The 22,772-nt window shown below is 70.6% G+C and carries 25 protein-coding genes, 1 tRNA gene and 1 pseudogene; 18 read left to right on the top strand and 9 right to left on the bottom strand.

Features of this window, described 5'->3' with window-relative positions:
• Nucleotides 1–13: 13 nt before the first annotated feature.
• From STRTU_RS05050 to STRTU_RS05040, 3 genes are all read left to right on the top strand, one after another.
• Nucleotides 14–895: a GNAT family N-acetyltransferase gene (locus tag STRTU_RS05050; RefSeq protein ID WP_159742430.1), complete on the top strand. Its 882-nt coding sequence runs from the start codon at nt 14–16 to the stop codon at nt 893–895.
• Between the two features lie 368 nt (nt 896–1,263).
• Entirely contained in the window at nt 1,264–2,439 is a 1,176-nt protein-coding gene (locus tag STRTU_RS05045; protein WP_167539114.1) for an MBL fold metallo-hydrolase, read from the top strand.
• A 44-nt stretch (nt 2,440–2,483) separates the two neighbouring features.
• On the top strand, nt 2,484–2,906 hold the full coding sequence (locus STRTU_RS05040; protein ID WP_167539113.1) for an alpha/beta fold hydrolase: 423 nt from the start codon (nt 2,484–2,486) through the stop codon (nt 2,904–2,906).
• A 3-nt stretch (nt 2,907–2,909) separates the two neighbouring features.
• Here the strand turns inward: STRTU_RS05040 and STRTU_RS05035 are convergent, their stop codons facing one another.
• Entirely contained in the window at nt 2,910–3,533 is a 624-nt protein-coding gene (locus STRTU_RS05035; RefSeq protein ID WP_159746701.1) for a TetR/AcrR family transcriptional regulator, read from the bottom strand.
• Nucleotides 3,534–3,810: 277 nt separating this feature from the next.
• Here STRTU_RS05035 and STRTU_RS05030 point away from each other — a divergent pair, with 277 nt between their 5' ends.
• Nucleotides 3,811–5,025 (top strand): FAD-dependent oxidoreductase, encoded by a 1,215-nt coding sequence (locus STRTU_RS05030; RefSeq protein WP_159742429.1) that lies wholly within the window; start codon nt 3,811–3,813, stop codon nt 5,023–5,025.
• Here STRTU_RS05030 and STRTU_RS05025 read toward each other — a convergent pair.
• From STRTU_RS05025 to STRTU_RS05015, 3 genes are read right to left on the bottom strand one after another with little or no spacing between them, the layout of a single operon-like run.
• Entirely contained in the window at nt 5,007–5,303 is a 297-nt protein-coding gene (locus tag STRTU_RS05025; protein ID WP_174878806.1) for a DUF3817 domain-containing protein, read from the bottom strand. The two genes, STRTU_RS05030 and STRTU_RS05025, sit on opposite strands and share 19 nt — an antisense overlap.
• Entirely contained in the window at nt 5,300–5,785 is a 486-nt protein-coding gene (locus STRTU_RS05020; protein WP_159742428.1) for a DUF2269 family protein, read from the bottom strand. Before STRTU_RS05020 ends, STRTU_RS05025 begins: the two co-directional genes overlap by 4 nt.
• A 49-nt stretch (nt 5,786–5,834) precedes the next feature.
• A complete protein-coding gene (locus STRTU_RS05015) occupies nt 5,835–6,521 on the bottom strand; it encodes a DJ-1/PfpI family protein (RefSeq protein WP_159742427.1) in 687 nt (228 codons plus the stop codon).
• Nucleotides 6,522–6,762: 241 nt separating this feature from the next.
• On the opposite strand from STRTU_RS05015, the gene STRTU_RS05010 reads away from it, so the two are divergent.
• From STRTU_RS05010 to STRTU_RS04985, 6 genes are all read left to right on the top strand, one after another.
• The gene (locus STRTU_RS05010) at nt 6,763–7,701 is read left to right on the top strand and encodes a GlxA family transcriptional regulator (protein ID WP_159742426.1); all 939 of its coding nucleotides are present in this window, start codon (nt 6,763–6,765) and stop codon (nt 7,699–7,701) included.
• A 321-nt stretch (nt 7,702–8,022) separates the two neighbouring features.
• Nucleotides 8,023–10,077 (top strand): sensor histidine kinase, encoded by a 2,055-nt coding sequence (locus STRTU_RS05005; RefSeq protein ID WP_246240126.1) that lies wholly within the window; start codon nt 8,023–8,025, stop codon nt 10,075–10,077.
• Nucleotides 10,067–10,516: a roadblock/LC7 domain-containing protein gene (locus STRTU_RS05000; protein ID WP_159742425.1), complete on the top strand. Its 450-nt coding sequence runs from the start codon at nt 10,067–10,069 to the stop codon at nt 10,514–10,516. Before STRTU_RS05005 ends, STRTU_RS05000 begins: the two co-directional genes overlap by 11 nt.
• A gap of 2 nt (nt 10,517–10,518) precedes the next feature.
• Nucleotides 10,519–10,917, top strand: coding sequence for a DUF742 domain-containing protein (locus STRTU_RS04995; protein ID WP_159742424.1), 399 nt, complete (start codon nt 10,519–10,521; stop codon nt 10,915–10,917).
• On the top strand, nt 10,895–11,515 hold the full coding sequence (locus STRTU_RS04990) for a GTP-binding protein (protein ID WP_159742423.1): 621 nt from the start codon (nt 10,895–10,897) through the stop codon (nt 11,513–11,515). The genes STRTU_RS04995 and STRTU_RS04990 overlap by 23 nt, the downstream gene beginning before the upstream one ends.
• Nucleotides 11,512–12,117 (top strand): GAF domain-containing protein, encoded by a 606-nt coding sequence (locus tag STRTU_RS04985; RefSeq protein ID WP_174878805.1) that lies wholly within the window; start codon nt 11,512–11,514, stop codon nt 12,115–12,117. The genes STRTU_RS04990 and STRTU_RS04985 overlap by 4 nt, the downstream gene beginning before the upstream one ends.
• 178 nt (nt 12,118–12,295) lie before the next feature.
• Here the strand turns inward: STRTU_RS04985 and STRTU_RS04980 are convergent, their stop codons facing one another.
• A complete protein-coding gene (locus STRTU_RS04980) occupies nt 12,296–13,630 on the bottom strand; it encodes an acyl-CoA dehydrogenase family protein (RefSeq protein WP_159742422.1) in 1,335 nt (444 codons plus the stop codon).
• A gap of 451 nt (nt 13,631–14,081) precedes the next feature.
• Between STRTU_RS04980 and STRTU_RS04975 the strand changes: the two genes are divergently transcribed.
• The gene (locus tag STRTU_RS04975; RefSeq protein WP_159742421.1) at nt 14,082–15,005 is read left to right on the top strand and encodes an alpha/beta fold hydrolase; all 924 of its coding nucleotides are present in this window, start codon (nt 14,082–14,084) and stop codon (nt 15,003–15,005) included.
• Between the two features lie 36 nt (nt 15,006–15,041).
• On the opposite strand, the gene STRTU_RS04970 is transcribed toward STRTU_RS04975, so the two are convergent.
• The 3 genes from STRTU_RS04970 to STRTU_RS04960 all read right to left on the bottom strand — a co-directional run bounded on the left by STRTU_RS04970 (nt 15,042) and on the right by STRTU_RS04960 (nt 17,204).
• On the bottom strand, nt 15,042–15,950 hold the full coding sequence (locus STRTU_RS04970) for a transketolase family protein (protein WP_159742420.1): 909 nt from the start codon (nt 15,948–15,950) through the stop codon (nt 15,042–15,044).
• Between the two features lie 100 nt (nt 15,951–16,050).
• Entirely contained in the window at nt 16,051–16,701 is a 651-nt protein-coding gene (locus STRTU_RS04965) for a thiamine pyrophosphate-dependent enzyme (RefSeq protein ID WP_246241308.1), read from the bottom strand.
• 209 nt (nt 16,702–16,910) lie between these two features.
• Nucleotides 16,911–17,204, bottom strand: a complete 294-nt coding sequence (locus tag STRTU_RS04960) for a YiaA/YiaB family inner membrane protein (RefSeq protein WP_159742418.1) — start codon at nt 17,202–17,204, stop codon at nt 16,911–16,913.
• A 160-nt stretch (nt 17,205–17,364) separates the two neighbouring features.
• On the opposite strand from STRTU_RS04960, the gene STRTU_RS04955 reads away from it, so the two are divergent.
• From STRTU_RS04955 to STRTU_RS04945, 4 genes and pseudogenes are all read left to right on the top strand, one after another.
• Nucleotides 17,365–17,438, top strand: a tRNA-Pro gene (locus STRTU_RS04955).
• A gap of 362 nt (nt 17,439–17,800) precedes the next feature.
• Nucleotides 17,801–18,208, top strand: coding sequence for a hypothetical protein (locus STRTU_RS04950; RefSeq protein WP_159742417.1), 408 nt, complete (start codon nt 17,801–17,803; stop codon nt 18,206–18,208).
• Nucleotides 18,209–19,121: 913 nt separating this feature from the next.
• Nucleotides 19,122–19,457: pseudogene (locus tag STRTU_RS36110) on the top strand (MBL fold metallo-hydrolase); the annotation flags it as partial.
• Between the two features lie 71 nt (nt 19,458–19,528).
• Entirely contained in the window at nt 19,529–19,960 is a 432-nt protein-coding gene (locus tag STRTU_RS04945; protein WP_269777337.1) for a ComEC/Rec2 family competence protein, read from the top strand.
• Between the two features lie 24 nt (nt 19,961–19,984).
• Here the strand turns inward: STRTU_RS04945 and STRTU_RS04940 are convergent, their stop codons facing one another.
• Complete coding sequence (locus STRTU_RS04940; protein ID WP_159742414.1) at nt 19,985–20,161, bottom strand: hypothetical protein; 177 nt, start codon at nt 20,159–20,161, stop codon at nt 19,985–19,987.
• Here STRTU_RS04940 and STRTU_RS04935 point away from each other — a divergent pair.
• Genes STRTU_RS04935 through STRTU_RS04925 form a run of 3 tightly spaced genes read left to right on the top strand, consistent with a single transcriptional unit; the run spans nt 20,155 to nt 22,576 of the window.
• Complete coding sequence (locus tag STRTU_RS04935) at nt 20,155–20,391, top strand: hypothetical protein (RefSeq protein ID WP_159742413.1); 237 nt, start codon at nt 20,155–20,157, stop codon at nt 20,389–20,391. The genes STRTU_RS04940 and STRTU_RS04935 overlap by 7 nt on opposite strands.
• Nucleotides 20,388–20,876 carry a hypothetical protein gene (locus STRTU_RS04930; protein WP_159742412.1) on the top strand — a complete coding sequence of 163 codons (489 nt, stop codon included), beginning with the start codon at nt 20,388–20,390 and terminating at the stop codon, nt 20,874–20,876. Before STRTU_RS04935 ends, STRTU_RS04930 begins: the two co-directional genes overlap by 4 nt.
• Before the next feature lie 26 nt (nt 20,877–20,902).
• Nucleotides 20,903–22,576 carry a hypothetical protein gene (locus tag STRTU_RS04925; RefSeq protein ID WP_159742411.1) on the top strand — a complete coding sequence of 558 codons (1,674 nt, stop codon included), beginning with the start codon at nt 20,903–20,905 and terminating at the stop codon, nt 22,574–22,576.
• Nucleotides 22,577–22,772 lie beyond the last annotated feature (196 nt).

Here is a 22,772-nt window from a genome sequence, read left to right as displayed (position 1 = left end):
CGGAGGGTGGGGCATGACGTGGACAACAACCCGCGACCTCGCGGTATATGACAGGGCCGCAGGCGCGTTCCTGCGGGCCCGGCCGACCGTGCATACGGTGCTGCTGTCGGTGACCGCCGCTCTGCGGTCGATCGGCACCGATGCGTACGGGGATGATGCGCCGCTGTTCGGGTGGTGGCGGCCGGATGCACGTGACGGGTCGGACGGGCCGGACGGGCGGGCCGATGTCGGGGCCGCGTTCGTGTGGACGCCGCCGCGTCCGGTGCTGCTCTCGCCGATGCCGGACGAGGCGGCGGCCGCGCTGATGGCGGCATTGACGGCCGAAGGGCTCGGGATTCCGGGGGTGAACGGGCGTCGGGCGGCGGTGGAGGCGGCCGCGGGCGCCTGGCAGCGGCGGCACGGCGGCCCGGTGACCGTCACGGGGCGCCATCGCCTCTACCGGCTGGGCGAACTGACCCCACCGGCGCCCGCGCCGCCTGGTAGGGCCCGGACCGCCACGACCGCCGACCGGGGACTCCTGCTCGACTGGTTCACCGCCTTCGCCGCGGAGACCGGCGGCTCGGCGTCCCGTACACGTGCGGTCGACGAGCGGATCGCGGGCGGGCGCTGCCTGCTCTGGGAGACCGCGAGCCGTCCGGTTTCGCTGGCCGGCCGCACCCCCACGCTCTCCGGCATGACCCGTATCACCCCCGTCTACACCCCGCCCGAGCTGCGCGGACGCGGCTACGCGGGGGCGGTGACCGCCGCCCTCTCCCGTGCCGCCCGGGACGCCGGCGGGCCGGAGCTGGTGCTCTTCACGGACCTCGGCAACCCCACCAGCAATGCCCTCTATGGGCGGCTCGGCTACCGGCCAGTTGAGGATCATGTGGTGATGGAGTTCGGACGGCAGCGGTGATCCTCCGGGGCGGGGCGCGGGTCCGAAGCGGCCGAGGCGAGGGGACAGGCGACCGTACGGGCCACGCCCCACCGCCGGTTCCCGTCCCCGGCCCCCGGCACGCCCGCTCCCGCCATGCCCCCACCCGTCACCGCAATGGACCCGTCCCGGTGGCCGGGCCGAAAGGCACCCCCGGCAGGCCCGGGAAAGGACACACCGCCCGCCAGGAATGCGACGGCCGGTCGCGCGGTTTCAGTCTGCGGGTGATGGTGTTGAGTCCGGGTGTCGTGGTGCGGAAACCGTACGGCGGCGCCGAGTGGCGCGGTGTGCCGGAACCCACCGCCCATGCGGCCCGTTCACTTCGCGACTGCCCTGACCATGGAGGTGCCGTGACCGGTTCCCGAACCCGCCGCACGCTGCTGTCCGCGCTGCGGCCCGCGAGCTTCGGTATCGCACCCACCGGGGAGCGGCTGGCCAGGATGCGCAGGTCGCCCCAGTTCGTGGACGGCCAGTTCCGCAATCCCGTGCCGACCAGGCAGCTGCTGCACGGCTCCGCGCTGCCGATGGCCCGTACCCAGCTGAGCCGGGAGGGCCGGCTGCGCCGGGCGCCGGTCGGCCGGATCCCGGTGTACCGTCCGACCGCAGCGGACTGGGGCCGGCCGCCCGCTTCCGGGCTGCGGCTCACCTGGATGGGCCATTCGAGCGTGCTGGCAGAGATAGACGGGCAGCGGGTGCTCTTCGATCCGGTCTGGGGCGAGCGCTGTTCGCCGTTCACTTGGGCCGGTCCCCAGCGGCTGCACCCGGTACCGCTCGCACTGGACGAGCTGGACCCGGTCGATGCCGTGGTGATCTCGCACGACCACTACGACCATCTCGATATGGAGACGGTCCAGGGTCTGGCCGGGACCGGGGCGGCCTTCGTCGTCCCGCTCGGCGTCGGCGCCGACCTGGAATTCTGGGGTGTGCCCGCGGAGCGGATCACCGAGCTCGACTGGCACGAGTCCACCCGCGTCGGCGGCCTGACCCTCACGGCCACCCCCGCCCAGCACTTCTGCGGTCGCGGGCTGCGGGGCCCGCAGCACACCCTCTGGGCCTCCTGGGTGGTCGCGGGGCCCGAGCACCGGATCTACCACAGCGGCGACACCGGCTACTTCTCCGGCTTCGCGGAAATCGCCGCCGCACACGGCCCGTTCGATGCCACGATGATCCAGATCGGCGCGTACTCCGACTTCTGGCCGGACATCCACATGACCCCGGAAGAGGGCGTCCGGTCCCACCTGGACCTCCAGGGCGGTGAGCCGCAGGGCGTGCTGCTGCCGATCCATTGGGGCACGTTCAACCTCGCACCGCACCCCTGGGCGGAGCCGGCCGAACGGACGCTGGCCGCCGGCCGCAAGTCCGGCGTCAGCACGGCCCACCCCAGACCGGGCGAGCCCTTCGAACCCGCCGAGCCGGTCGCCGTCTATCCGTGGTGGCGGGCGATCGCAGTACCACCCGTCCATGGCTGGCCCGCCTGGCCGCCGGCGGTGTCCGCCACCGATGTGGGGCTCGCCGCGGACCGGTGAGCTCGTACGGCCCGCCGAGATCGCCGAGGTAGCCGGAGGCCCGCATGGGGCTGCGACCGGCAGATCGCCGATGTCGAAGCCCTCCCTACGGCCGTTGGGACGCGGCAGCGCAGGCGCACGCCGCGGCCGAGGTGGCACAAACCAACGACGAGGCCGCGGACAGCTACGCGTCCTGTGGTGCCTTCGCCCCCGACGAGGCGCGCGCCGCCGTCGCGGCCCTGGACGCACGGGTCCTGCTGCTCGCCGGCGAACTGGACAGCGGCCCGCTTCCCCGTATCGCCGCGGAGATCGCGAAGCTGATCCCCGGAGCCGAACTGGTCGTTCAGCCGGGCGCCGGTCACTACCCCTGGCTCGACGACCCGCGCCGCTTCACCCGGACCGTCGCGGCGTTTCTCGGCCGGGAGCCCGCCGGCCTCGGCTCAGAGTCCGCCGGTCCCGGCCAGGAGCCCGCCGGGCCTGCCGTCTGACGCTTATTCGGCGGCGCGCTCCGAGTCCCGGGCGGCGCCCCGCTCCGATTTCCTGGCGGCGCGCCGGGCGGGTGGGTGCCAGCCGCGTTCCAGGAGGTCGAAGGCCGCGTTGAGGGCTGCGCGGGGGTCGGCCTGGTGCCGGGCGAGGGTGAGTGCTTCGAGGGCGAAGTGTGCGAGTGCGGTGCAGGACGGGTCGTCCTCGGGGGCGCCGCTGTCGGCGGCGATGGCCTGGGCGAGAGCGGTTTCGTGCCGCATCCACATGCGGTGGCCGTAGTCGCGGAGCGCCGGTGTGTTCATGACGAGCTGTCTGAACCGGGCGAACGCGGGGTCGGTGAGGGTGTCGAGATGGCTGCGCAGGATGTGGTCCCGCAGGGCGGCGGGGACGGAACGGCCGTCGGGGCGCTCGCGGACGGCGGCGACCAGGGCGGCTTCGTGGTCGCTGTCCGCGTCGAAGACCAGGGCTTCCTTGCCGGGGAAGTGCTTGAAGAGGGTCGTGGTGGAGACATCGGCGGCCTCGGCGATGTCCTTGATGCTGACCTGGTCGTAGCCGCGTTCCAGGAACAGCCGCAGTGCCGCGTCGGCCAGTGACTGGCGGGTGGCGGCCTTCTTGCGCTCGCGGCGGCCCATGGGCGATGTCGTCTCACTCACGGCTTCACCCTACCCTCTTGTTGACCGATTGAAAAAGTTGACTCGTTGCACTTTTTCAATCGGTGTGCTCTTCTGGATGGGCCGAGGGGTAGGGCGGAGGCGTCGCGGCACCGGTTGGCTCCGGTGCCACCGCGAACGTCACCGCGAACCTGAACTCGCCGCATCCGTAAGCCCGTTGACGCCCCAGGCCGGACCCTCGGCGGGTCGACGGATACCCACGCGCCCCACCCCACCCGAAACCACAGAGGAGCCACCCATGCCCACCACCCCCGCACCCCAGATCGCCGTCATCGGCGCCGGCCCCGGCGGTCTGACCTGCGCCCGCGTCCTCCAGCGCCACGGCATCGACGTCACCGTCTACGACCGGGACGCCTCCCCGGACGCCCGCAACCAGGGCGGCACCCTGGACCTGCACGCCGACTCCGGACAGATCGCCCTGGAGGAGGCCGGACTTCTCGACGACTTCCATGCCCTGGCCCGGCCCGAGGGGCAGGCGCAGCGCGTGCTCACCCGCCACGGCGAGGTGCTCGTCGATTACCGTCCCGTCGGAGCGGAGGACGCCGCCCCGGAGATCGACCGCGGCCAACTGCGCACCCTGCTGGCGCAGTCCCTCACACCCGGCACCATCCAGTGGGGCCACACCCTCACCTCCGCCGCCCCGGGCCCGGCGGGCACCCACCGCCTCACCTTCGAGAACGGCGTCACCAGGGACGTCGACCTCGTCATCGGTGCGGACGGCGCCTGGTCCCGGGTGCGGCCACTGGTCAGTGCCGCGACGCCCGTCCACACCGGCGTGACCTTCGTGGAGGCCCACTTCGACGCGGTCGACACCGCGCACCCCGCCGTCGCCGAACTCGTCGGTGACGGGCAGGTCTTCGCCACCGGCGACCACAAGGGCCTGATCGCCCAGCGCAACAGCAACCAGCATGTGCGCGCCTATATCGCCGTCCGTGACGAGGCCGACCCGTCCCGCGCCGCCGGTGTCGACCCCGAGGACACCGAAGCCGTACGCGCCGCGCTGCTCCGGGCCTTCGCGGGCTGGGACGAACGGCTCCTCGTCCTGATCACCGACAACGACGGCCCGTACGTCAACCGGCCGCTGTTCGTCCTCCCGGCCCCGCACACCTGGCCCCACACCCCGGGCGTCACCCTCCTCGGGGACGCCGCCCACCTGATGACCCCCTTCGGCGGCAACGGCGCCAACTTCGCCATGCTCGACGGCTGCGAACTCGCGCTGGCCGTCGCCCGCCATGACACCCTCGACGAAGCCGTCACCGCCTACGAGCGGACCATGCTGGCGCGTGCTGCCGCGGCCGGTGACGGCGCAGCGGCACTGGAGCGCGTCTTCGGGCCGGGGGACCGCGACCGCACCGACTTCCCCGACTTCGCCCAGGAAACGGAGCGCTACCGGCAGGGCGCCGCCGCCTATCGCACCCGGCGACCGGCCACGCCTCAGACGCCGCTGTCCTGACGCGGCGTCGTGGCGCGGGAGCCCTGGCGGCCGATCCGGTGCACCGCGAGGAGCCCGCCGATACCGGGGATGACGGCGAGCGCCCTGGCGGTGGTGTCGATGCCCTTCAGGCGCCACACCGCGATCACGACGAACAGGTACGCGCAGCCGTGGAGGGGGCCCAGCAGGGAACTGAGGGGCTTGAGGTGGGCGGTGGCGAGGTTGGCCAGCATCATCAGCAGGGAAACGAGTTCCACATGCGCGGCCGGCCGCAGGGAGCGTACGTGCATCATGGTCATGCTCCCGTGGTGGAGCCGGGCCTGATGATCATCAGGATGGTGACGGTCGCCCACAGCAGATTGAAGACACCGGTGAGCATCGTCAGCCGGCGGGCGGTGCGTTGATCGGGCACCGACGAGGGGCTGGGACCGTCCGCCGCGGCCTCGATCGCGCCGACCGCGGCGTCCTGGCCGGGCAGCACCAGCAGACCCAGAATCGCGGCGGCGCCGGCGGTGAGGACGATCGAGGTGATCAGCCAGCCGCTCCCCAGTACGCCGAGGCTGCTCGCGGTGGCGAAGCCCAGGACGGGCACGGCGGCGCCGAGGGCCGCGTAGACCCGGCAGATGCGGTGCAAGGTGTGCAGGGTGGAGCGGGCCGCGGGGTCCTGCGGATCGGTCTGAGCGCGGCGCAGCGCCCTGGGGAACATCCCGGCGGCGACGGTGACCGGCCCCACGGCCAGGATGGCGGCCAGGACGTGCAGGGCAAGGAAGAGCTTTGTCACGGTAGTTGGGCCTCGATGGTGAGTGCTGGGCGGACGATCTGGGGGCGGTTCACAGGGGGCGCGGCTCCGGGCCCTGGTCGCGCCAGACGATGCCCCGCCGCTCGTAGGCGAAGAGCTCTTCTACGGCGAGAGCGACCCTGGGCCCCAGCTCCCGCTCCAGCAGATGGAGGCCGAGGTCCAGACCGGAGGTGACGCCGCCACTGGTGACCAGGTCGCCGTCGTCGACCACCCGGGCCCGTATCACCCGCGCACCCGTCCCGGCCAGCGTGTCCAGCCCCAGATGGTGGGTCGTGGCAGGGCGCCCCGCCAGCAGACCGGCGAGACCCAGTACGAGCGAGCCGCCGCACACCGTGGCGACCGTCGGCCCCGGGCGGTCCATGGCGGCCTTCAGCAGCGCCGGCAGACCGGTCTGTACGGCGCGGCCCAGCAGTACGGAGAGGAACTCGTCCGGAGTCCGGCCGCCGCCGGCGCCTTCATCAGGCGCTTCGCCAGGCGTTCCGGTGCGACCTGCCGCACCGGGCACCACGATGAGACCGGCCCGTTCCGGATCGAGGGCGGCCGTGGCCCGCAGCGTCAAACCTCCGGCACCGCTGACCACTTCGCGCGGCCCCTCGGCGGATACCAGCTCCACCTCCACCGCCCCGCCCGAGGCGGCACCTCCGGCGTACAGCACCTCGTAGGGGGCGATGACATCGAGCGGATCGAAGCCGTCGAACAGGACGATCTGAGCGTGCATGGGCAGTCCTTCGGGGAGGTTTCGGCCCGGCCCGGCGCCGGGATCACCAGCGAAGTTAGTCCGCCGCGCCCTCTCGCCCCAGTGGCACTATCGACAACTGTCGACGGAATAGTGCCAGGCGGTCCCGGCGAGGGAGTTGAACAGGGCGAATCGTGCACGGCCCGCAAGATCGGGTCGGCAGCTGCCCATAGGCGCCAGTTGCCCCTGTGGCGGAATTCAGGTGATCGGCTAGGTTATCGCCATGCATACCGTCGCCGTCCTCGCGCTCGACAAGGTGATCCCCTTCGATCTCTCCACCCCGATCGAGACCTTCACCCGTACCCGCCTTCCGGACGGCCGCCCCGGCTACCAGGTCCGGGTCTGCGCCGAGCGGCCGGAGGTCGATGCCGGCTCATTCCAGCTGCGTGCGCCATGGGGGCTGGACGGGCTGACGGGCGCGGACACCGTCATCGTCCCCGGAACCGCCGACCCGACGACGCCCCTCTCGCCCGCCGTCCACGACGCGCTGAACGCGGCCGCCGCCAACGGCACCCGCCTCGCCTCCATCTGCACCGGCACCTTCTCGCTGGCCGCCGCCGGACTGCTCGACGGGCTGCGCGCCACCACCCACTGGATCGCGGCCGAGCTGCTGGCCGCCGCCCACCCGGACATCGACGTCGACCCGGACGTCCTCTACGTCGACAACGGGCAGATCCTCACCTCCGCCGGTGCCGCCGCCGGACTGGACCTGTGTCTGCATCTGATCCGCCGCGACTACGGCTCCGCGGTCGCCGCCGACGCCGCCCGGCTGTCCGTCATGCCGCTCGAACGGGAGGGCGGACAGGCGCAGTTCATCGTCCAGCCGCATCCGTCCACGCCCCGCGGATCCGCCCTCGAACCCCTGCTCTCCTGGCTACAGGACAACTTGGCCCGCGATCTCGCGCTGACCGATATCGCCGCCCGCGCCGATATGAGCACCCGCACCCTGATCCGCCGCTTCCGCGAACAGACCGGCACCACTCCGCTCCAGTGGCTGCACCGTGCCCGGGTGCGCCAGGCCCAGCACCTGCTGGAGACCACCACACACTCCGTCGAACGCATCGGCGCCCAAGTCGGGTTCGGTTCCCCGACGGCCTTCCGTGACCGCTTCAAACGCACCACCGGCGTCAGCCCCCATACCTACCGGCGCACCTTCCGCTGAGCGGTGTGCCGCAGACGGTCAGGGGGTGGCTCTCAGCCCTTTGACGTAGCCGTGCCCGGACCGATGTCCCCGGCACGCGTCGTCCCCGGCGTGCGTCGTGCCCGCGAGCGCCGTCCGCGAGCCATCGGAAGAGGCACCGCCGGAGCCCTCAACTCTCCCTGACGGAATGGAAGTTCGGATTGTGTCGTACTGACGTGCGGGTGGCGCTCACTCAGGGAGGTGGCGAGGGGTAGCGAAACCCCGAAGTGGCTCCGGACCCCACCCCGGCAACAACTAGCGTGCGTGCTCCGCGAACTGCCACGGCCGATCCGGAGGGCGCCGATGCCTACCGCATTCCCCCAGGGGACCCAGCTGTCCCAGGAGGGTCAGAGATCCCCAGGGTCCCAGGGTTCCCCGGGGGCCGCCCCCGTACCCGCCGCCGCCCGGCGGCGGGAGCGTGAGGGCGGACGACACGGCCGTGCCTCCTTCCCCGAGTCGGCCGCCGACTCGGCGATACGGTCCCGGCTGGTCCGGCTCGCCGCCGTCCCCTGCCTCCTGGTCGCCGTCCTCTGCACGGCCGTCGCCGCCTTCGTCGTCCAGGCCGGGGGCGCCCGGATCACCGGCCGCGAGTGGGTGGTGCTGTGCGGCGGGCTCGCCCTGGTCTGCGTCATCGTGCTCACCGCTGGCGCCGCCGCCAACGCCGAGGCCCGCGCCACCGTCGCCCGCTACGCCCGGCTGCGCCAGGTCTGCGCCCGCAGCCAGTCCGATCTGTACGACCTCCTGGACCGCGTACGGCAGGGCGAGTGGATCCAGCGCCGCGAGCCCGACCCGGGACCGGTGCCCACCGGCGACACCCTCGATCTGCTCGCCCATGAAGTGGCCGCCGCGGGCCGGGCCGCCGAGTCCGCCGTCATCGACGCGGTCGCCATCGCCCGCAGCAACGCCAGCGGCAGCGAACAGAAGGTCGAGGTCTTTGTGAACCTCGCCCGCCGGCTGCAGTCCCTGGTGCACCGCGAGATCGAGCTGCTGGACGAGCTGGAGAACCAGGTCGAGGACCCGGACCTGCTCAAGGGCCTGTTCCACGTCGACCACCTGGCCACCCGCATCCGCCGGCACGCCGAGAACCTCGCCGTCCTCGGGGGCGCCATCTCGCGCCGCCAGTGGAGCCGCCCGGTGTCCCTGACCGAGGTGCTGCGCTCCTCGATCGCCGAGGTCGAGCAGTACCCGAGGATCAAGCTGGTGCCGCCGATCGAGGGCACCCTGCGCGGACACGCCGTCGCCGACGTCATCCACCTGCTCGCCGAACTCGTCGAGAACGCCACGATCTACTCCGCCCCGCAGACCCCGGTCCTGCTGCGCGCCCAACTCGTCACCGCCGGACTCGCGGTCGAGGTGGAGGACCGCGGTCTGGGGATGTCCGCGGACGAGCAGTCGCGGATGAACGGCCTGCTGGCCGACCCCGAACACATCGATGTGGCCGAGCTGTTGAGCGACGGCCGGATCGGGCTCTTCGTGGTCTCCTCGCTCGCCCGCCGGCACGGCATCGTGGTCCGGCTGCAGAGCAATATCTACGGTGGTGTGCAGGCCGTGCTGATCGTGCCCCAGGCGCTGCTCGGCGCGGAACCGGCCGACGGGGACGCGAACGCGGTGGGCGCGCCGGACACCGGAGCACCGGACACCGCCCCGGCACGCGAGTACGACGGGAGCGACCACGGGACGTACGAGGCGGGCGGATACTCCGGCGGCCACGACTCCGGCCAGGAGCGTCACGACCGCCATGACCCCGCTCCCGCGCTCCCGCGGACCCTCGCCATCCCCGCCCCGGGTCCGGCCCCCGACCACGCGCCCGCCCTGTCACCGCACGGCCATGACGGCCGTATGGACCCGGCCCCGGCCCCCGTGGACACCGACCCCGACCTCGGCGCCACCCGGCGTCGGCTGGTTCGCGCGTCCGGCGTGCACACTCCCGGCATCCACCTGCCCGAGGCGCACAGCCACGAGACCCCGGCCCCCGGGACCGCGCCCGCCGACCGGCCCGGACCGGTCATGCTGCCGCCCGCACCGCCCGCCGTGGACAACGCCGCCCGCCCGCGGCTGCCCCGGCGGCGCAAGCAGACGCATCTCGTGCCCGAGCTGCGCGGTGAGCCGATCCTGCCGTCCAGCACACCCCGTACCGGCCCGGAACCCGAGCACGACCCCGGCCTGATGGCCGCCTTCCGGCGCGGCTTCAGCCTCGGCGACGACACCTACGCCGAGGGCACCACAGGCGGCAACGCCACCATCCCGGCCCAGGGCGGCGGCACCAGCGGCCCGACCGGCAACGACCTGCTCTACGACCGTGACCATGACGCCCCGATGGCCCGCCCCCGAGGAGACGACCGTAACCATGGTGAGTGATGTGCGTACGCAGGCGCATGTGCAGTCGCAGACCGGCCAGCACACCGATCTGTCCTGGCTGCTGACCGGGCTCGTACAGCGGGTGCCGCACGCCCGCAGTGCGCTCCTGCTGTCATCGGACGGCCTGGTCAAGGCTGCCCATGGTTTCGACCCGGACAGCGCCGACCACATGGCGGCCCTGTCCTCCGGCCTCTACTCCCTCGCCCGCAGCGCCGGTGTGCGCTTCGGGGAGGGCGACGAGGTGCTCCAGGTCGTCGTCGAGCTGGAGTCCACCTTCCTGTTCGTCTCCACCGCCGGATCGGGTGCCTGTCTGGCCGTGCTCGCCGGCCGTGAAGCCGATGTGGCGGTACTGGGCTACGAGATGTCGATGCTGGTCAAGAGCGTCCGACCGTATCTGTCCACCCCCGCACGCCAGCAGGCGCCCGCGGGCGGTCGTTGACCATGACCGTGCGTCGTCTGCGACGGCAGGGCGGGGAGCCGTGGTACGACGACGCGGCCGGCCGGCTGGTCCGTCCGTACACCATCAGCAACGGCCGGACCCGTCCGACGGCGCACTTCGACCTGCTGACCATGGTGATGGCCACCGGCCGGCGGCCCGTCTCCTGCCAGGGCCCCGACTACGCCCAGGTGCTGCGGCTGTGCGGCGGGCCGGTCTCGGTCGCCGAGATCGCCGCCCATATACGGCTGCCCGCCGCGGTCACCAAAGTGCTCCTCGCCGACCTCGTCGACTGCGGGGCGATCACCGCGCGGGCCCCCGCAGCCGTTTCGGCGGGGTCCGCGTCCCGTACCGACCGTGCCCTGCTGGAGGCGGTGCTGAATGGACTTCGCAAACGACTGTGACCCCCGTACCCAGGGGGACCCCGCGACCGACCTCTTCCCCACCGCGCTCAAGATCCTGGTCGCGGGTGGCTTCGGGGTCGGCAAGACGACCTTCGTCGGGGCGGTGAGCGAGATCGAGCCGCTCAGCACGGAGGAACTCCTCACCCAGATCAGTGTGGGCACGGACGATCTGGCCGGTGTCGAGGAGAAGAGCACCACCACCGTCGCCATGGACTTCGGCCGGATCACCCTCAGCCCCGCGCATGTCCTCTACCTCTTCGGGACGCCGGGGCAGCAGCGCTTCTGGTTCATGTGGGACGAACTGTCCAACGGCGCGCTCGGCGCGGTCATCCTCGCCGACACCCGGCGCCTGGACCAGTGCTTCGCCGCCGTCGACTTCTTCGAGCGGCGCGGCATCCAGTTCATCGTCGCCGTCAACGAATTCGAGGGCTCCTACCGCTACGACCCGGACGAGGTCCGCAGCGCCATGGATGTCTCCCCGGACATCCCCGTCGTGCTCTGCGACGCCCGCCGGGGCGGCTCCGCCACCCAAGTCCTGGTTTCGCTCGTCCAGCATCTGCTCACCCCCGCCCTCGCCGCGACCCCGGAGCTGCCATGAACCACCCTGCCTCCCGCGTCCCGTACATCTCCTACGACCCGACGCGCCATCTGCTGCTCACCCCGCAGGACGACGAGGCCCCGGCGCGCGTCGCCCGGCTGCGCGCCCTGGGGATCGGCGACTCCCCGCTGCCCGCGTTCGACGAGTTCGCGCGCAAGCTCGCCCGGACCACCCGGGCGCCGTACTCGATGGTCAACTTCATCGACGAGCGGCGGCAGTACTTCGCCGGTCTCTACACGCCCTCCCAGGACCAGGCCGTCGAGCTGGGCCCGGCGCCCGCCAGCGCCCAGCCGGGCCGGGTGATGGACCGGGACCACGGCTACTGCCCGCATGTCATCGTCCGCCGCAAGGCCCTGGTGCTGGAGGACGTCTGCGACTATCCGCGGTTCGCCGGCAACCCCGTCGTCGATGAGATCGGTATCCGCTCCTACCTCGGTGCGCCGCTGATCGACCGTACGGGGACGGCGCTGGGCACCGTCTGTGTCGTGGACCTGGAACCGCGGCCCTGGGGGAGGGAGGGGCTGGAGACCATCAAGTCGATGGCCGCCGAACTCGTCGAGCAGATCCACCAGATGGAGAAGCAGCAGAGCGACGCGCCCTGAGAGCGGCTTCGGCGTCTACCTCTACTTCCGCCCCTACTTCCGCCCCTGGTTTCACCCCGATTTCCAGCCCCGGCCCCGGCCCCGGTGCCGGCGGACGGCCTTCGCGCCGGGCCGCCGGGCCGGGGCCGCGGCACAGGTCCCGGGCCGGACCGCCGTGGCCCGGCCCAGGACCCGCCGCTCAGCTCGGCCGGGCCAACCAGGAGTGCCGGCGTACCGGTCCGGTGCGCTGGCCCGGCACCGTGGGCGTGGTGTCCTCGGCCCGCACCGCGGCGGGCGGGTCCGCGGGGGCCTCACAGGGGACCTCGTCCTCCTCGGGCCACTCCGAGGGCTCCAGCCGCAGCAGATCAGCGAGCCGGCTGGACCATTCGCCCTGTGCGCGGCCCAGGGCCAGTTCGCCCAGGCGCAGCAGCTGGATGTCGGAGGTGCCGGCCGGCGCGAAGATGTGGTGCGCATCGCGCAGGAAACGTTCCACCGGCCGGTCGGTGAACAGCCCGCACGCGGCGTGGATGTCCATCGCGTCGCGCGCCGACTCCAGCGCCGATTCCACGTTGACCAGCTTGGCGTTCATCAGCTCCGCATCGCACGGCAGCCCTTGGTCCAGCAGATGCACCGCGTGATACGCGGACAGCCGGGCCAGCAGCAGCCGCGACTGGATGCGGCCGAGCTTCAGCTTGATGTTGCCCAGGTCGGCCAGCGGTTTGCCGTAGCGCTGCCGCTCCGTGCAGAACCTCGTCGTCTCGTCCAGCACCGCCTGATGGATGCCCAGTGACACGGCGGTCAGATTGGGCCGTCCGTACAGCACGCTGGAGGAGTACGCGACCGACAGGCCGTCGCCCTCCCGGCCCAGCAGATTCGCCGCCGGGACCCGGCAGTTGTCGAAGAACAGCTCGCCGAAGCTGAAGCCGTGCAGGCCCATCGCGGGCTGCTGCGGCCCGACCCGGAAGCCGGGGGTGTCGGACTCCACGAGGAACGCCGAGAGGCCCTTGGAGCCCTCACCGGTGCGGACCACGACGCCGTGCAGATCGCCGACATGGCTGTTGCCGACGTAGGTCTTCCGGCCGTTGAGGACATAGTCGTCGCCGTCGCGGACCGCGCTGGAGGACATGCCCAGCACATGGCCGCCGGACTCCGGTTCGGTGACGGCGATGGTCGGCAGGCAGTCGCCGGAGGCTATGGCCGGGAGCCAGGTCTTCTTCTGCTCCTCGCTGCCGAAGTGGACGATCTTCGCGACGCCCAGCTGGGACGCCTGCACCATGGCGCCCATCGCGGCACTCACCCGCGACAGCTCCTCGATGATGAGGGTCTTGGCGACATGCCCGGCGCCCATACCTCCGTAGGCGCGGTGCACGGTCGCGCCTATCCATCCCTGACGCGCGATCAGACGAGACAGGTCATGGCATACGGACCGGTTCGCCTCCATCTCGGCAATCCGGGGGCGGACCTCGCTCTCGGCGAAGTTCCGCACCCGTTGCCGGAGTGCCTCATGTCTCTGGTCCGTGAAATAGCGATGCAAGACGAGCCCCTCCTTCGCGATCTTCCCGCGCTGGTTGCACCCCGCCTTGGGACGGCACCGGCGGCGCCGTCGGCAGTGAATGTTCCGGAAAGTGATCTTTCACTTACCCCGTGCAATACCCGTTGGCATACCTACTGCGGGGCGCACGAAACATCAACTGGGTGCGCAGAGAAGAGGAGTTGAAGCACGAAGCACTCCCGCACCACCCCTTGTGCCACAACGGCCCCGGCACCCCCGGAGGCTCCCGGAACCACGCCACCCCACGCCTCCCCACCCCGTCGTGACGGCAGCCGAGCCGGGGCCGGACGGCTCTCGCTGCTCGAAGCCGGTGACGCCGCACCTCGTAGGCCACCTCCGCCACGCGCGCCCCTTGGCGTACCGTCGCGCGGCGCGGAAGAGTGGGCGGCGACGACTCGTCAGCCACCGCCCCCGGCAGTCAGGAGACGACGCCATGCAGGCCATGCAGCAGGACTTCCACCAGGCCCCGGACGGCGCCCGTATCGCCACCTATACCTGGCTCCCGGAGTCCGGCCACCCGCGTGCCCTCGTCCAGATCGCCCACGGCGCCGCGGAACACGGCCGGCGCTACGACCGCTTCGCACGCTTTCTGACCGGCTACGGCTATGCCGTCCTCGCCTCCGACCACCGCGGCCACGGCGCCACCGCCGCCTCCACCGGCGGCCGCGGGGTGGTCGGCGAGGACGCCTGGCGGGCGATCGTCAGCGACCTCAAGGGCATCGGCAACCACGCGGCCGCCGCCCACCCCGGTATCCCGCTGGTGCTGCTCGGCCACAGCATGGGCGCGATGCTGGCCCGCGACTACGCCCAGGAGTACGGCGCCGACCTCGCCGGGCTGATCCTCACCGGCACCTTCCGCACCCTGCCCGGCCTGGACATCGACGGTGCCGTCGCCGGACTGGAGGAGGAGATCGCCGAGTACGGCCGCAGCGCGCTCTCCGCCTTCATCCCCCGCACTTTCAGCTCCTTCAACGACGCCTTCACCCACCGCACCGGGTACGAATGGCTCTCCCGCGACGCCGCCGAGGTGGATGCCTATGTCGCCGACGAGGACTGCGGCTTCCCCTTCTGCGCCGGTCTCGCCGTCGACTGGGTACGCGCCATCCGCAAGATCAACGACCCGCGGAACCTCGCCCGTATGCCGCGCGGGCTGCCCGTCCATGTCGCCGTGGGGGACATGGACCCCTGCCACCAGAGGATGACCCTGGTCCATGAACTCCTGGAGGACTTCCGCTACGTGGGCACCCGCGATCTGACGTGGAAGGCGTATCCGGACGCCCGTCACGAGATCCTCAACGAGACGAATCGCGAGGAGGTCAAGGACGATCTGCTGGCCTGGCTCGACAAGCACATCTGAGCCGGCCGCAGCCGTGCCGCGCGGCCGCGCTCCAGGTCAGGGCCGCGCGGACACAAACCCGGTGATCCGCTCCCGCAGGCTCCGCGGGTCGAGGCCGTGTGCCGTCAGGTGCTCGTCGAGCTGCCCGTAGCGGCGCAGTTCCCGGCGGCCGACGCCGAGCCCCAGCAGCCGGTGCGGCCGGTCCTCCAGCGCCTCGGCCGCCAGGCGCGTCGAGGTCCCCGCAAGATAGGGCTCCACAATCACCACATCCGAGGTGCCGGCGGCCCCGGCCGCGGCGCGCAGTGTGGCGGCGTCGAAGGGCCGCACGGTTGTCGCGTAGAGCACGGTCACCGGCAGCCCCTCGGTCGCGGCGAGCACAGGGTCCAGCATCGGGCCGACGGCGATCACCACCCCGTCGCGGCCCTCCCGCACGGTGTGGAAGCCGGTCCCGTCCACCGGCCGGGGCGCGGCGTTGGCCTGTAGGGACAGCCGGACGTACACCTTGTCGTCACCGGCCGCGGCGGCGTGCCGCAGCAGGGTCTCCGCCTCGTCCGGGTGCCCGGGGACATGCACGGTCCAGCCGTCGAGGGTGTCCAGCAGCGCGACATCACCGGGTGCCATATGGGTGAAGCCGCCGCTGGGCCAGTCATAGGAGGCCCCGGCGCTCACCAGTACCCCGCCCACGCCCTGGTGGCCGAGGTCCAGCTTGACCTGCTCGAAGGGGCGCTCCACGAGAAAGCTGGCAAAGGTGTGCATGATCGGGCGGAGCCCGGTGAGTGCCATCCCGCCGCCCACTCCGATCAGCAACTGCTCCCGGATACCGACATTCACCACCCGGTCCGGATGCCGTTCTGCCGCCTCGGTGAAGCCGGCTGCCCCGATGTCGGCGAGCACCAGCGCCAGCCGCGGGTCCTCCTCCAACAGTTGCGAAGTGACCGAGGCGAAGCGCTCCCGCATGGTGTCCATCACTGAAACGTCCGCTGAAATGTCCACTGAAACGTCCACTGAAACCTCTCGAAGTCCTGGTCGTAAACCTGGTCGTAAATGGGGAGACGGGGCGGAGCGCTCAGGCGTCCTTGGGCTCGACCCGGGCGACCACCGCATGGGGACGACCCGGGTGCGGCGCGCCGAAGGCCGCTTCCAGCGCCTCGTGGTCGCGGCCGTCCACGGTGACCGCGGACCACCCAGCCGTCTCGAAACGGGAGGCGATCCCGCCGCGCCAGCCGTGGGTGGCGGAGGAGTTGTCGATGACCAGGGTGTGCAGCCGGTCCAGGCCCGCGGCGGCCGCGTAGGCCAGGGCTTCGTGATTGCTGCCCTCGTCCAGTTCGGCGTCGCCGATCAGTACCCATACGGCCGGTTCCGGGCGGCCCTGCGCCCGCAGGCCGAGGGCGGTGCCGACGGCCAGCGGCAGCCCGTGGCCGAGCGATCCGCTGCCGATCTCGGCGCCGGGCACCAGCAGCCGGTCGGGGTGGTGGCCGAGCGGCGAGTCGTACGAGCCGAAGCCCGGCAGCCAGGCAACGGGGAAGAAGCCCTTGGCGGCCAGCACCGCGTAGTACGCCATCGGGCCGTGCCCTTTGGAGAGCAGAAAGCGGTCCCGTCCCGGGTCCGAGGCGGTGTCGGGGGAGACCCGCAGCACTCGGTCGTAGAGCACCCAGAGGGCGTCGAGCGTGGAGGTGGCGGCCGGTCCGTGCTTCTCATCGCCCGTCATCAGGCCCATCAGGCCCGGCAGTTCGGCGAACCCGATGCGGCCGCCGTGCCCGGTGGGTGCCGACGGGGCCCCCGCCGTGGGCACTGTCGTCAGGTTCGCTGTCGTTTCCGTCGTCAGCTGCGTCATATGACAGAGCCTGCAACCTCAAGCGCGCTTGAGGTCAAGCCTCCGCCCGCGGGCCGGGAGATCCGCGGCCCGCGGCCGTCCGGGTGGGCGGGTCAGACCTGCCCGGGGTGGAACACGTCCTGCTCGATGAGGAGCTTGTCGATCCGGGCCTTGTCCACCCGGTTCGTCACCTCCTCGACCTCCTGACGGTCACGGACGCACTTCGCCAGCGTGAACGCCGAGGACACCACGAAGATCAGGCCGAGGGCGAGAAACCCGCGCTCCCACGGCCCCACGGGCAGCTTGATGATCCCGATCACCAGTGCCACCAGCGACAGCCCGAAGGCGATCGCGGCCTGCACGAAGAAGGCCGTGGTCGTCGGCCGCTGAATCGATGGAGTAGTCATGCGCGTAGCGTGGCGGCACGGTGACCCCGGCGCATGAGTACAGGTACTCATCTCGCCCCACTCGCCCCGCCGTGAGGTGGGAAAGTGGCAGCCCCCACCCTCTGACATGCGGTATTGTTCTGGTGCGCGGTCAGCCGGAACACTCCGGCCGGACCGGCACCGGGACGTGGCGCAGCTTGGTAGCGCACTTGACTGGGGGTCAAGGGGTCGCAGGTTCAAATCCTGTCGTCCCGACTGGAGTTTTCTCCATTGTCGCAGGTCAGGGTCTTGTTTCACGAGAGTGAAGCAGGGCCCTTGATCGTTTTCTGGGCCTGCCTCTCACAACTTCTCGCATCGTAATGATCATGGTCAGCCGAGCAGCTCGCTGAGCTTCTCCGAACCTTGTTGTAGGCAGGACCGGCGGCGAGTTTCTCCGCTGCCTGGATCGCCTTGAATGCCGTGAGCGCTTTGTGCGTGGGGACCGGCAGCGGAAGGGTTCGCTCCCGCGCCGGACGGCGAGGTTCAGGCCTAAGGGCTGTCCGCCGCGCTGTCGAAGACGACGGACCGCTGCCGACGTTTGAGTCGGCCGAGCCTGACCAGAGCAGGTGGTCAGCGTCGTGACCCAGCCGCCGCCCCGAACCTACTGGTGCCACCGGGGCTACGACGGCCCCGGTGTGAAGCAGGAGTACGCGAGCCACGTCTACGCCCGCGGGGCGGGGATCACTCCGCAACTGTGGGACGACCGGGGTACCGGAGCCCATAGCGGCGTGGCGGTGTGGGGGCTGGATGCTCCGCCCGCCTCGGTGACCGACAGGACGGAGCGGCGCTTCCTGCCCGCGCAGTACACGACCACGGTGAATCACTACAACGTGGCGGACCCGACCCCCACCTCGTGGGTGCTGGAAGTACCCGCCGACGTTGAGACGCACGAGGTACCCGGGCCACCGAGGATGACGTCAACCGCCAAGCCCGAAGCGCCTGCCCCGGTTACCGACCGCATCGTGCGCGTGCCTCTCACGCCGTGAAGGACCCCGACCGCAGCGAGGAATGGAAGATCGAGAACAGCCCCTTCTGCACCATTCGGCGTCAAGTCGGCTACGAGGTGGCCGTCTACGGCTACAACCGCGTGTCATCGAGGTCCCTGCCCCCGCCACTGTCGAACCTGAGTTCGCCCAGGCCCCGGACATCGACTGGGAGACCGGCCAAGGGCTGCCCCAGATCGACACCGCAGCGCACGTGGGGACGCCGCCGCGTCTCGGTGGCCGGGCTGATCGCGATGCGATCGGGCTCGCTGACCCGGCTGCGCCATCGGGTCCTGCGGCACAGCGGCCGTAAGGGCGAGCGCCACAGCCTGTCCGAACAGGACTGCATCGGTTTGTCCGGTTGCTGCGGCCGCCGGCTGGTCGGCTCGGCTGGTGCCCGCCGCCCAGTCGTCCAGGCTCGATGCTCCGGGGCGGGCCAGGCTGGAGATCGTCGACTCTTAGGGCAGGCAACGCCGAATTTGGCCACGCTGTGACGAAATATCGCCTTAAGTCACCAGTTGATTGTGAGGTGTGATGTGGTCGGGTCCTGTCGGGTGGGCGGGCTCGATGGCGATGGTCGTTGTCAACTGCTCGATGCCTGGCGTCGTGTGTCCTGGCCTGTCTCGTCGAGGGTTGGGCGCCGGCGGCAGCGTCACTCGTGTCGGTAGCGAGGGGTGTCTCATGACAGTGTCCATTGCGGATCTGCCCGTCGGCCTCCGGCTCGGAGGGGACTGCGCCCAGTGCCTGGATCTGTTCGAACTCCCTTGTCTGGGCGCGCTGTTGGGGAATGGCTGGGAGCTGATGCTCAGGGAGGCCGAGGTTCTGCGGGACCAGCTGACGGTGGCCGGCCGTGCGGGGCTCTTACCGGGTGAGCGGACGGCTCGGCTGACGCTGAAGTTCCTGGCGGATTCGGTGAATGAGACCCGCCATTCGAGTGGCATGCCGTCCTGCCCTGCCCTGCGCACCCGAGAGCCTGGAGGTTGTGATGGCAATTCCTGTTCCGACCGGTCCCCACGCGAGGGTGGTCTTCGTCGGCGTCGGCCAGGGGGACTGCACCCTGATTGTCTTTCCGGGCCCACCGCACGGGACCGGTGAGGTGGTGCTGATCGACTGCGGCTCGACCAAGGGTGCGAAGTGCCTCATTCCCGGACCGCCGCAGCAGATCGTGGGAGCGCTTGAGAACGTCCAGCACATCCTCCGTACTTTTGTGCCGGGCAGAGCGATTGACCACCTTTTTCTCACCCACGCCGACGAGGACCACTACAACCTGCCGGCCGGGCACTTGACGGGTTCACGGTCAGGAAGAGCTACTACACCGGAGTGTTGGAGGACTACCAGAACGACCGCGATGTGTCTGAGAGCGATGGGGGTCTCTACGCCTTGGCGGCGAATGCCACCGGCACCTGTGCGACGCGCAAGGCGCAGTGGGAGGAGTACCTGGCCCCTTCGACCGATCCGGACAGGAAGACGGTCCTGTGGAGTCTGATCCGCCGCCACGACCCGAACCCGGACAGTCTGGTCCTGGCGCTGGTCTACAAGCAACGCGTGATGGTGTTCATGGGGGACGCGACCAAGGAGACCGAGGACTTCATCCTCGGGACTTGGGGCGCGCCCGGGTTCCCCGCCGCCGACCTCACCCTCAAGATGGGGCACCAGAGCAGCGACACGTCCTCCACCGAGAGGTGGATCAAGCTGCTCAAGCCGAAGCGGCTCACCATCAGTTCCGGCACCAAGTCGTTCAACGGCTCCGGTTGACGCCGATCGAAGCAGGCGCCCACCTCACCCTGCCTGCTCGGCCCGCCGACCGCGCACGCTCCCGAACCACCGCTCACCGCCCGCCTCCTGCGGCTGCGGCACACCGGCGCCGCCGTCGGGCCCCGCGCCGTCCGCGAGTTCACCGTGCAGGCCGAACCACCGGACAAGTCCCTCGTCATGCCCCGCCCCGCGGCTTGGCACGGCGACTGGACCTGGGCCGAACCGATCCCCGTGGACGGCACCGCCACCGCCCTGCCGCCGCCCGACTGGACGAGCACCTCATCTACCACGCCGACCAACTCTCCCACCCCGACGCACCCCTGCCCGTCGCCCGCTCCGGCTATCTCCAACTCCAACCGGCCACCCTCGGACAGGCCCGCTCCACCCCAGCCCCCACCCCTTCACCGGCCCCGGAAGGAACCGCGTCGTGACCAGCCCCGACCCAGCCCTCCTCCTCCCGTACCGCCTGGAGCACACCCCGGCGACGGCCGCACAGCCGGGGGAGATGGCCCTCGACCGCGTCCGCCTCACCATCGGCGAAGACCCGGACGGCCGCACCACCTGGCCGGTGCGGTGCGCACGGATCACCCTTGGTCTTCCCGCCGCTCACGGCGCAGCCGCGCGGACCGGGGAACCTGTCATCCTGCGCACCCGACTGGAACTCGAACGCGGCCCCGGCCGCGGCCGGCAACGGCTGGTCGAAACCACCACCACCGACCCGGCCACCACCACCCTCACCCTCAACCCCGCCGAACCGGCCGGCTTCGACGGCACCTGGTCCCTCACCCCCACCCTCGACATCAGCACCCCACTCGGCACCCAGAGCCGCATCACCGAGGACACCGCGCTCGGCGACAGCCGTTCACGGCACCGCGCCGGCACGGCCACCTTCACCGCCACACCCCTGCCCAACTGACCCCTGCACCGAGGAGTTCCAGAGCCGTGACCACCCCTGACCTCCCCATGCTGCTACCGCCCGCCATGGTTCCCGAGCCCGGCACGCTGAACGTCTCCACCTTCGCCAAACCGGAGTACGCCAAACTGACCTTCACCTACGGCAAGGTGAAGTCCGGCGGCAACTGGCCCGTGCACTGCAAGTGGTTCAGGGTCCGCATCCCGACCGGCCGCCAGGCATCTGCCCTGACCAGCGAACCGACCCTGATCCGCCACGAGTTGACCGTGCCCGACGGCAAACGGCTCTGGGCCGTCGACCGCGACACCCGCGACCCCAACCAGGTCGTCTTCACCTGCTCACCGCCGCCGAACGAGCCCGCCGCGTTCGACGGCACCTGGAGCGTTCAGCTGGAGCTGTGGGGTATCGAGGTCAACGGCGGCGTCGGCCTGGTCGACATCGTCTGGGAGGAGTCCACCTCCACCACTGGAGCGGACGGCCAATTCCAGGAACGCACCGGCCGAGGCGAAGTCAGCAAGCGCGACGACTCGTTCTACCTGCACAGCTTCCGCCCGGCCTCTGTGGCCATCGGCCGCAATACCAAGGCCACCCTCCACTGGGAAGGCACCCCCCACGCGACGTACACCATGTACTACCGGAAACCGGACGGCACTCAGGGAGCATCCACAGCCAGCGGCGGCAGCTGGACCTCCCCGGAAAACTTGGTCGACGACTCAAGCTTCACCCTCGAAGCCAAGATGAGCAACGAAGTCCGCTACCTCACCACCTACATCAAGGTCAACAACCCCGACATCGCTGTCACCGGCGTGACCACCACGGGCAACATCACCGTCGACCCCGGGGCCAACGGGTACATCTGGCTGAAGACGGGCCGTTTTGACACCACGGCGGAGGCCACCCTCAACCTCTACGGTGCCCTCAATGCCAAAGGAGCCCTGACTGCGGGCGGTGCCGTATTCAACAACGACATCATCGTGAAGAGCATCAAGTCGCCCGAAAATGGCGCCCTCACGATTGAGAACATGCCGAAAGCAAATCCTGACGACAAGGTGAAAGTCAGTTTCGCCAATGGCGTTCTCTCCGTCACGGGAAACGGAACCTACAGCGGCGCCATCAGCACCATCACTGTTGCGGCCAGCCAAATCAACGGACGTGGACAAGGCGTGCTCGGCCTCAATGGCAGTGTCACGGTCAATGGCCCCCTTGCCGTCAACGAGAGCATCACTCTCGCCAAGAGTAAAACGATCTACACCGACTACATCAACGCCAGGGTGGCCGCCGACGGGATTGTCGTGGGCAACAACATGAGCATGTACGCGGGAATGACCCTCACCACCAACGCCCTCACCGTCAACGGCAACGTCATCGTCGACCCCGGGAAAGACGGGTACCTCTGGCACAAGACGGGCCGCCTCGACATCAAGGACACTGCCAACCTCAACGTCCACGGTGCCCTCACCTACAACGGACAGCGGGTCTTGCGGAACGGTGACAGCGTCACCCTCAAAGCGGGGTGGGCCACGAACGGCTATCTCTGGGACAACGATGGCAGCTCAACGAAAGACCAGGGAAATGTCGTTCGTAAGACCAGCGGCAACCCCGTCGGGAATTATCGCTCCAGGTGGACTCTGGGATATCGGACATCGAACAACGCTACCGCCCTTGATGCTGACGGCGATGCTGATACTCAGACTCAGGAGTGATTCCGTGAGCGCGGACAGGCGCGCTCGCCCGTGAGGGCTCCCTCACTAAGGGCTGTCCCGTAATCCCTGGCGGGCGCACGACGACTGTCGCTCACCGCTGCGGCTGGTCCTCCACCAGTGCCTTCAACGACGTCTTCCGTCGCGCCTACGGCGAGACCCCCGGCGCACCACCGCCGCGGGCAGCCGGGCCGGTCGT

Source organism: Streptomyces tubercidicus (genome assembly GCF_027497495.1).
Lineage (GTDB): Bacteria > Actinomycetota > Actinomycetes > Streptomycetales > Streptomycetaceae > Streptomyces > Streptomyces tubercidicus.
The sequence above is the reverse complement of the archived record's forward strand: the minus strand, read 5'-3'. Positions and strand labels throughout refer to the sequence as shown.

Excerpts from the sequence above, each read along its gene's own strand:
- STRTU_RS05010 (WP_159742426.1), top strand. The coding sequence starts at position 6,763 with ATGCATACCGTCGCCGTCCTCGCGCTCGACAAGGTGATCCCCTTCGAT.
- STRTU_RS04985 (WP_174878805.1), top strand. The coding sequence starts at position 11,512 with ATGAACCACCCTGCCTCCCGCGTCCCGTACATCTCCTACGACCCGACG.
- STRTU_RS04960 (WP_159742418.1), bottom strand. The coding sequence starts at position 17,204 with ATGACTACTCCATCGATTCAGCGGCCGACGACCACGGCCTTCTTCGTG.
- STRTU_RS05005 (WP_246240126.1), top strand. The coding sequence starts at position 8,023 with ATGCCTACCGCATTCCCCCAGGGGACCCAGCTGTCCCAGGAGGGTCAG.
- STRTU_RS05000 (WP_159742425.1), top strand. The coding sequence starts at position 10,067 with ATGGTGAGTGATGTGCGTACGCAGGCGCATGTGCAGTCGCAGACCGGC.
- STRTU_RS04965 (WP_246241308.1), bottom strand. The coding sequence starts at position 16,701 with ATGGGCCTGATGACGGGCGATGAGAAGCACGGACCGGCCGCCACCTCC.
- STRTU_RS04990 (WP_159742423.1), top strand. The coding sequence starts at position 10,895 with ATGGACTTCGCAAACGACTGTGACCCCCGTACCCAGGGGGACCCCGCG.
- STRTU_RS05030 (WP_159742429.1), top strand. The coding sequence starts at position 3,811 with ATGCCCACCACCCCCGCACCCCAGATCGCCGTCATCGGCGCCGGCCCC.
- STRTU_RS04975 (WP_159742421.1), top strand. The coding sequence starts at position 14,082 with ATGCAGGCCATGCAGCAGGACTTCCACCAGGCCCCGGACGGCGCCCGT.
- STRTU_RS04995 (WP_159742424.1), top strand. The coding sequence starts at position 10,519 with ATGACCGTGCGTCGTCTGCGACGGCAGGGCGGGGAGCCGTGGTACGAC.
- STRTU_RS05035 (WP_159746701.1), bottom strand. The coding sequence starts at position 3,533 with ATGGGCCGCCGCGAGCGCAAGAAGGCCGCCACCCGCCAGTCACTGGCC.
- STRTU_RS05050 (WP_159742430.1), top strand. The coding sequence starts at position 14 with ATGACGTGGACAACAACCCGCGACCTCGCGGTATATGACAGGGCCGCA.
- STRTU_RS04970 (WP_159742420.1), bottom strand. The coding sequence starts at position 15,950 with ATGGACACCATGCGGGAGCGCTTCGCCTCGGTCACTTCGCAACTGTTG.
- STRTU_RS05025 (WP_174878806.1), bottom strand. The coding sequence starts at position 5,303 with ATGACCATGATGCACGTACGCTCCCTGCGGCCGGCCGCGCATGTGGAA.
- STRTU_RS05040 (WP_167539113.1), top strand. The coding sequence starts at position 2,484 with ATGGGGCTGCGACCGGCAGATCGCCGATGTCGAAGCCCTCCCTACGGC.
- STRTU_RS05015 (WP_159742427.1), bottom strand. The coding sequence starts at position 6,521 with ATGCACGCTCAGATCGTCCTGTTCGACGGCTTCGATCCGCTCGATGTC.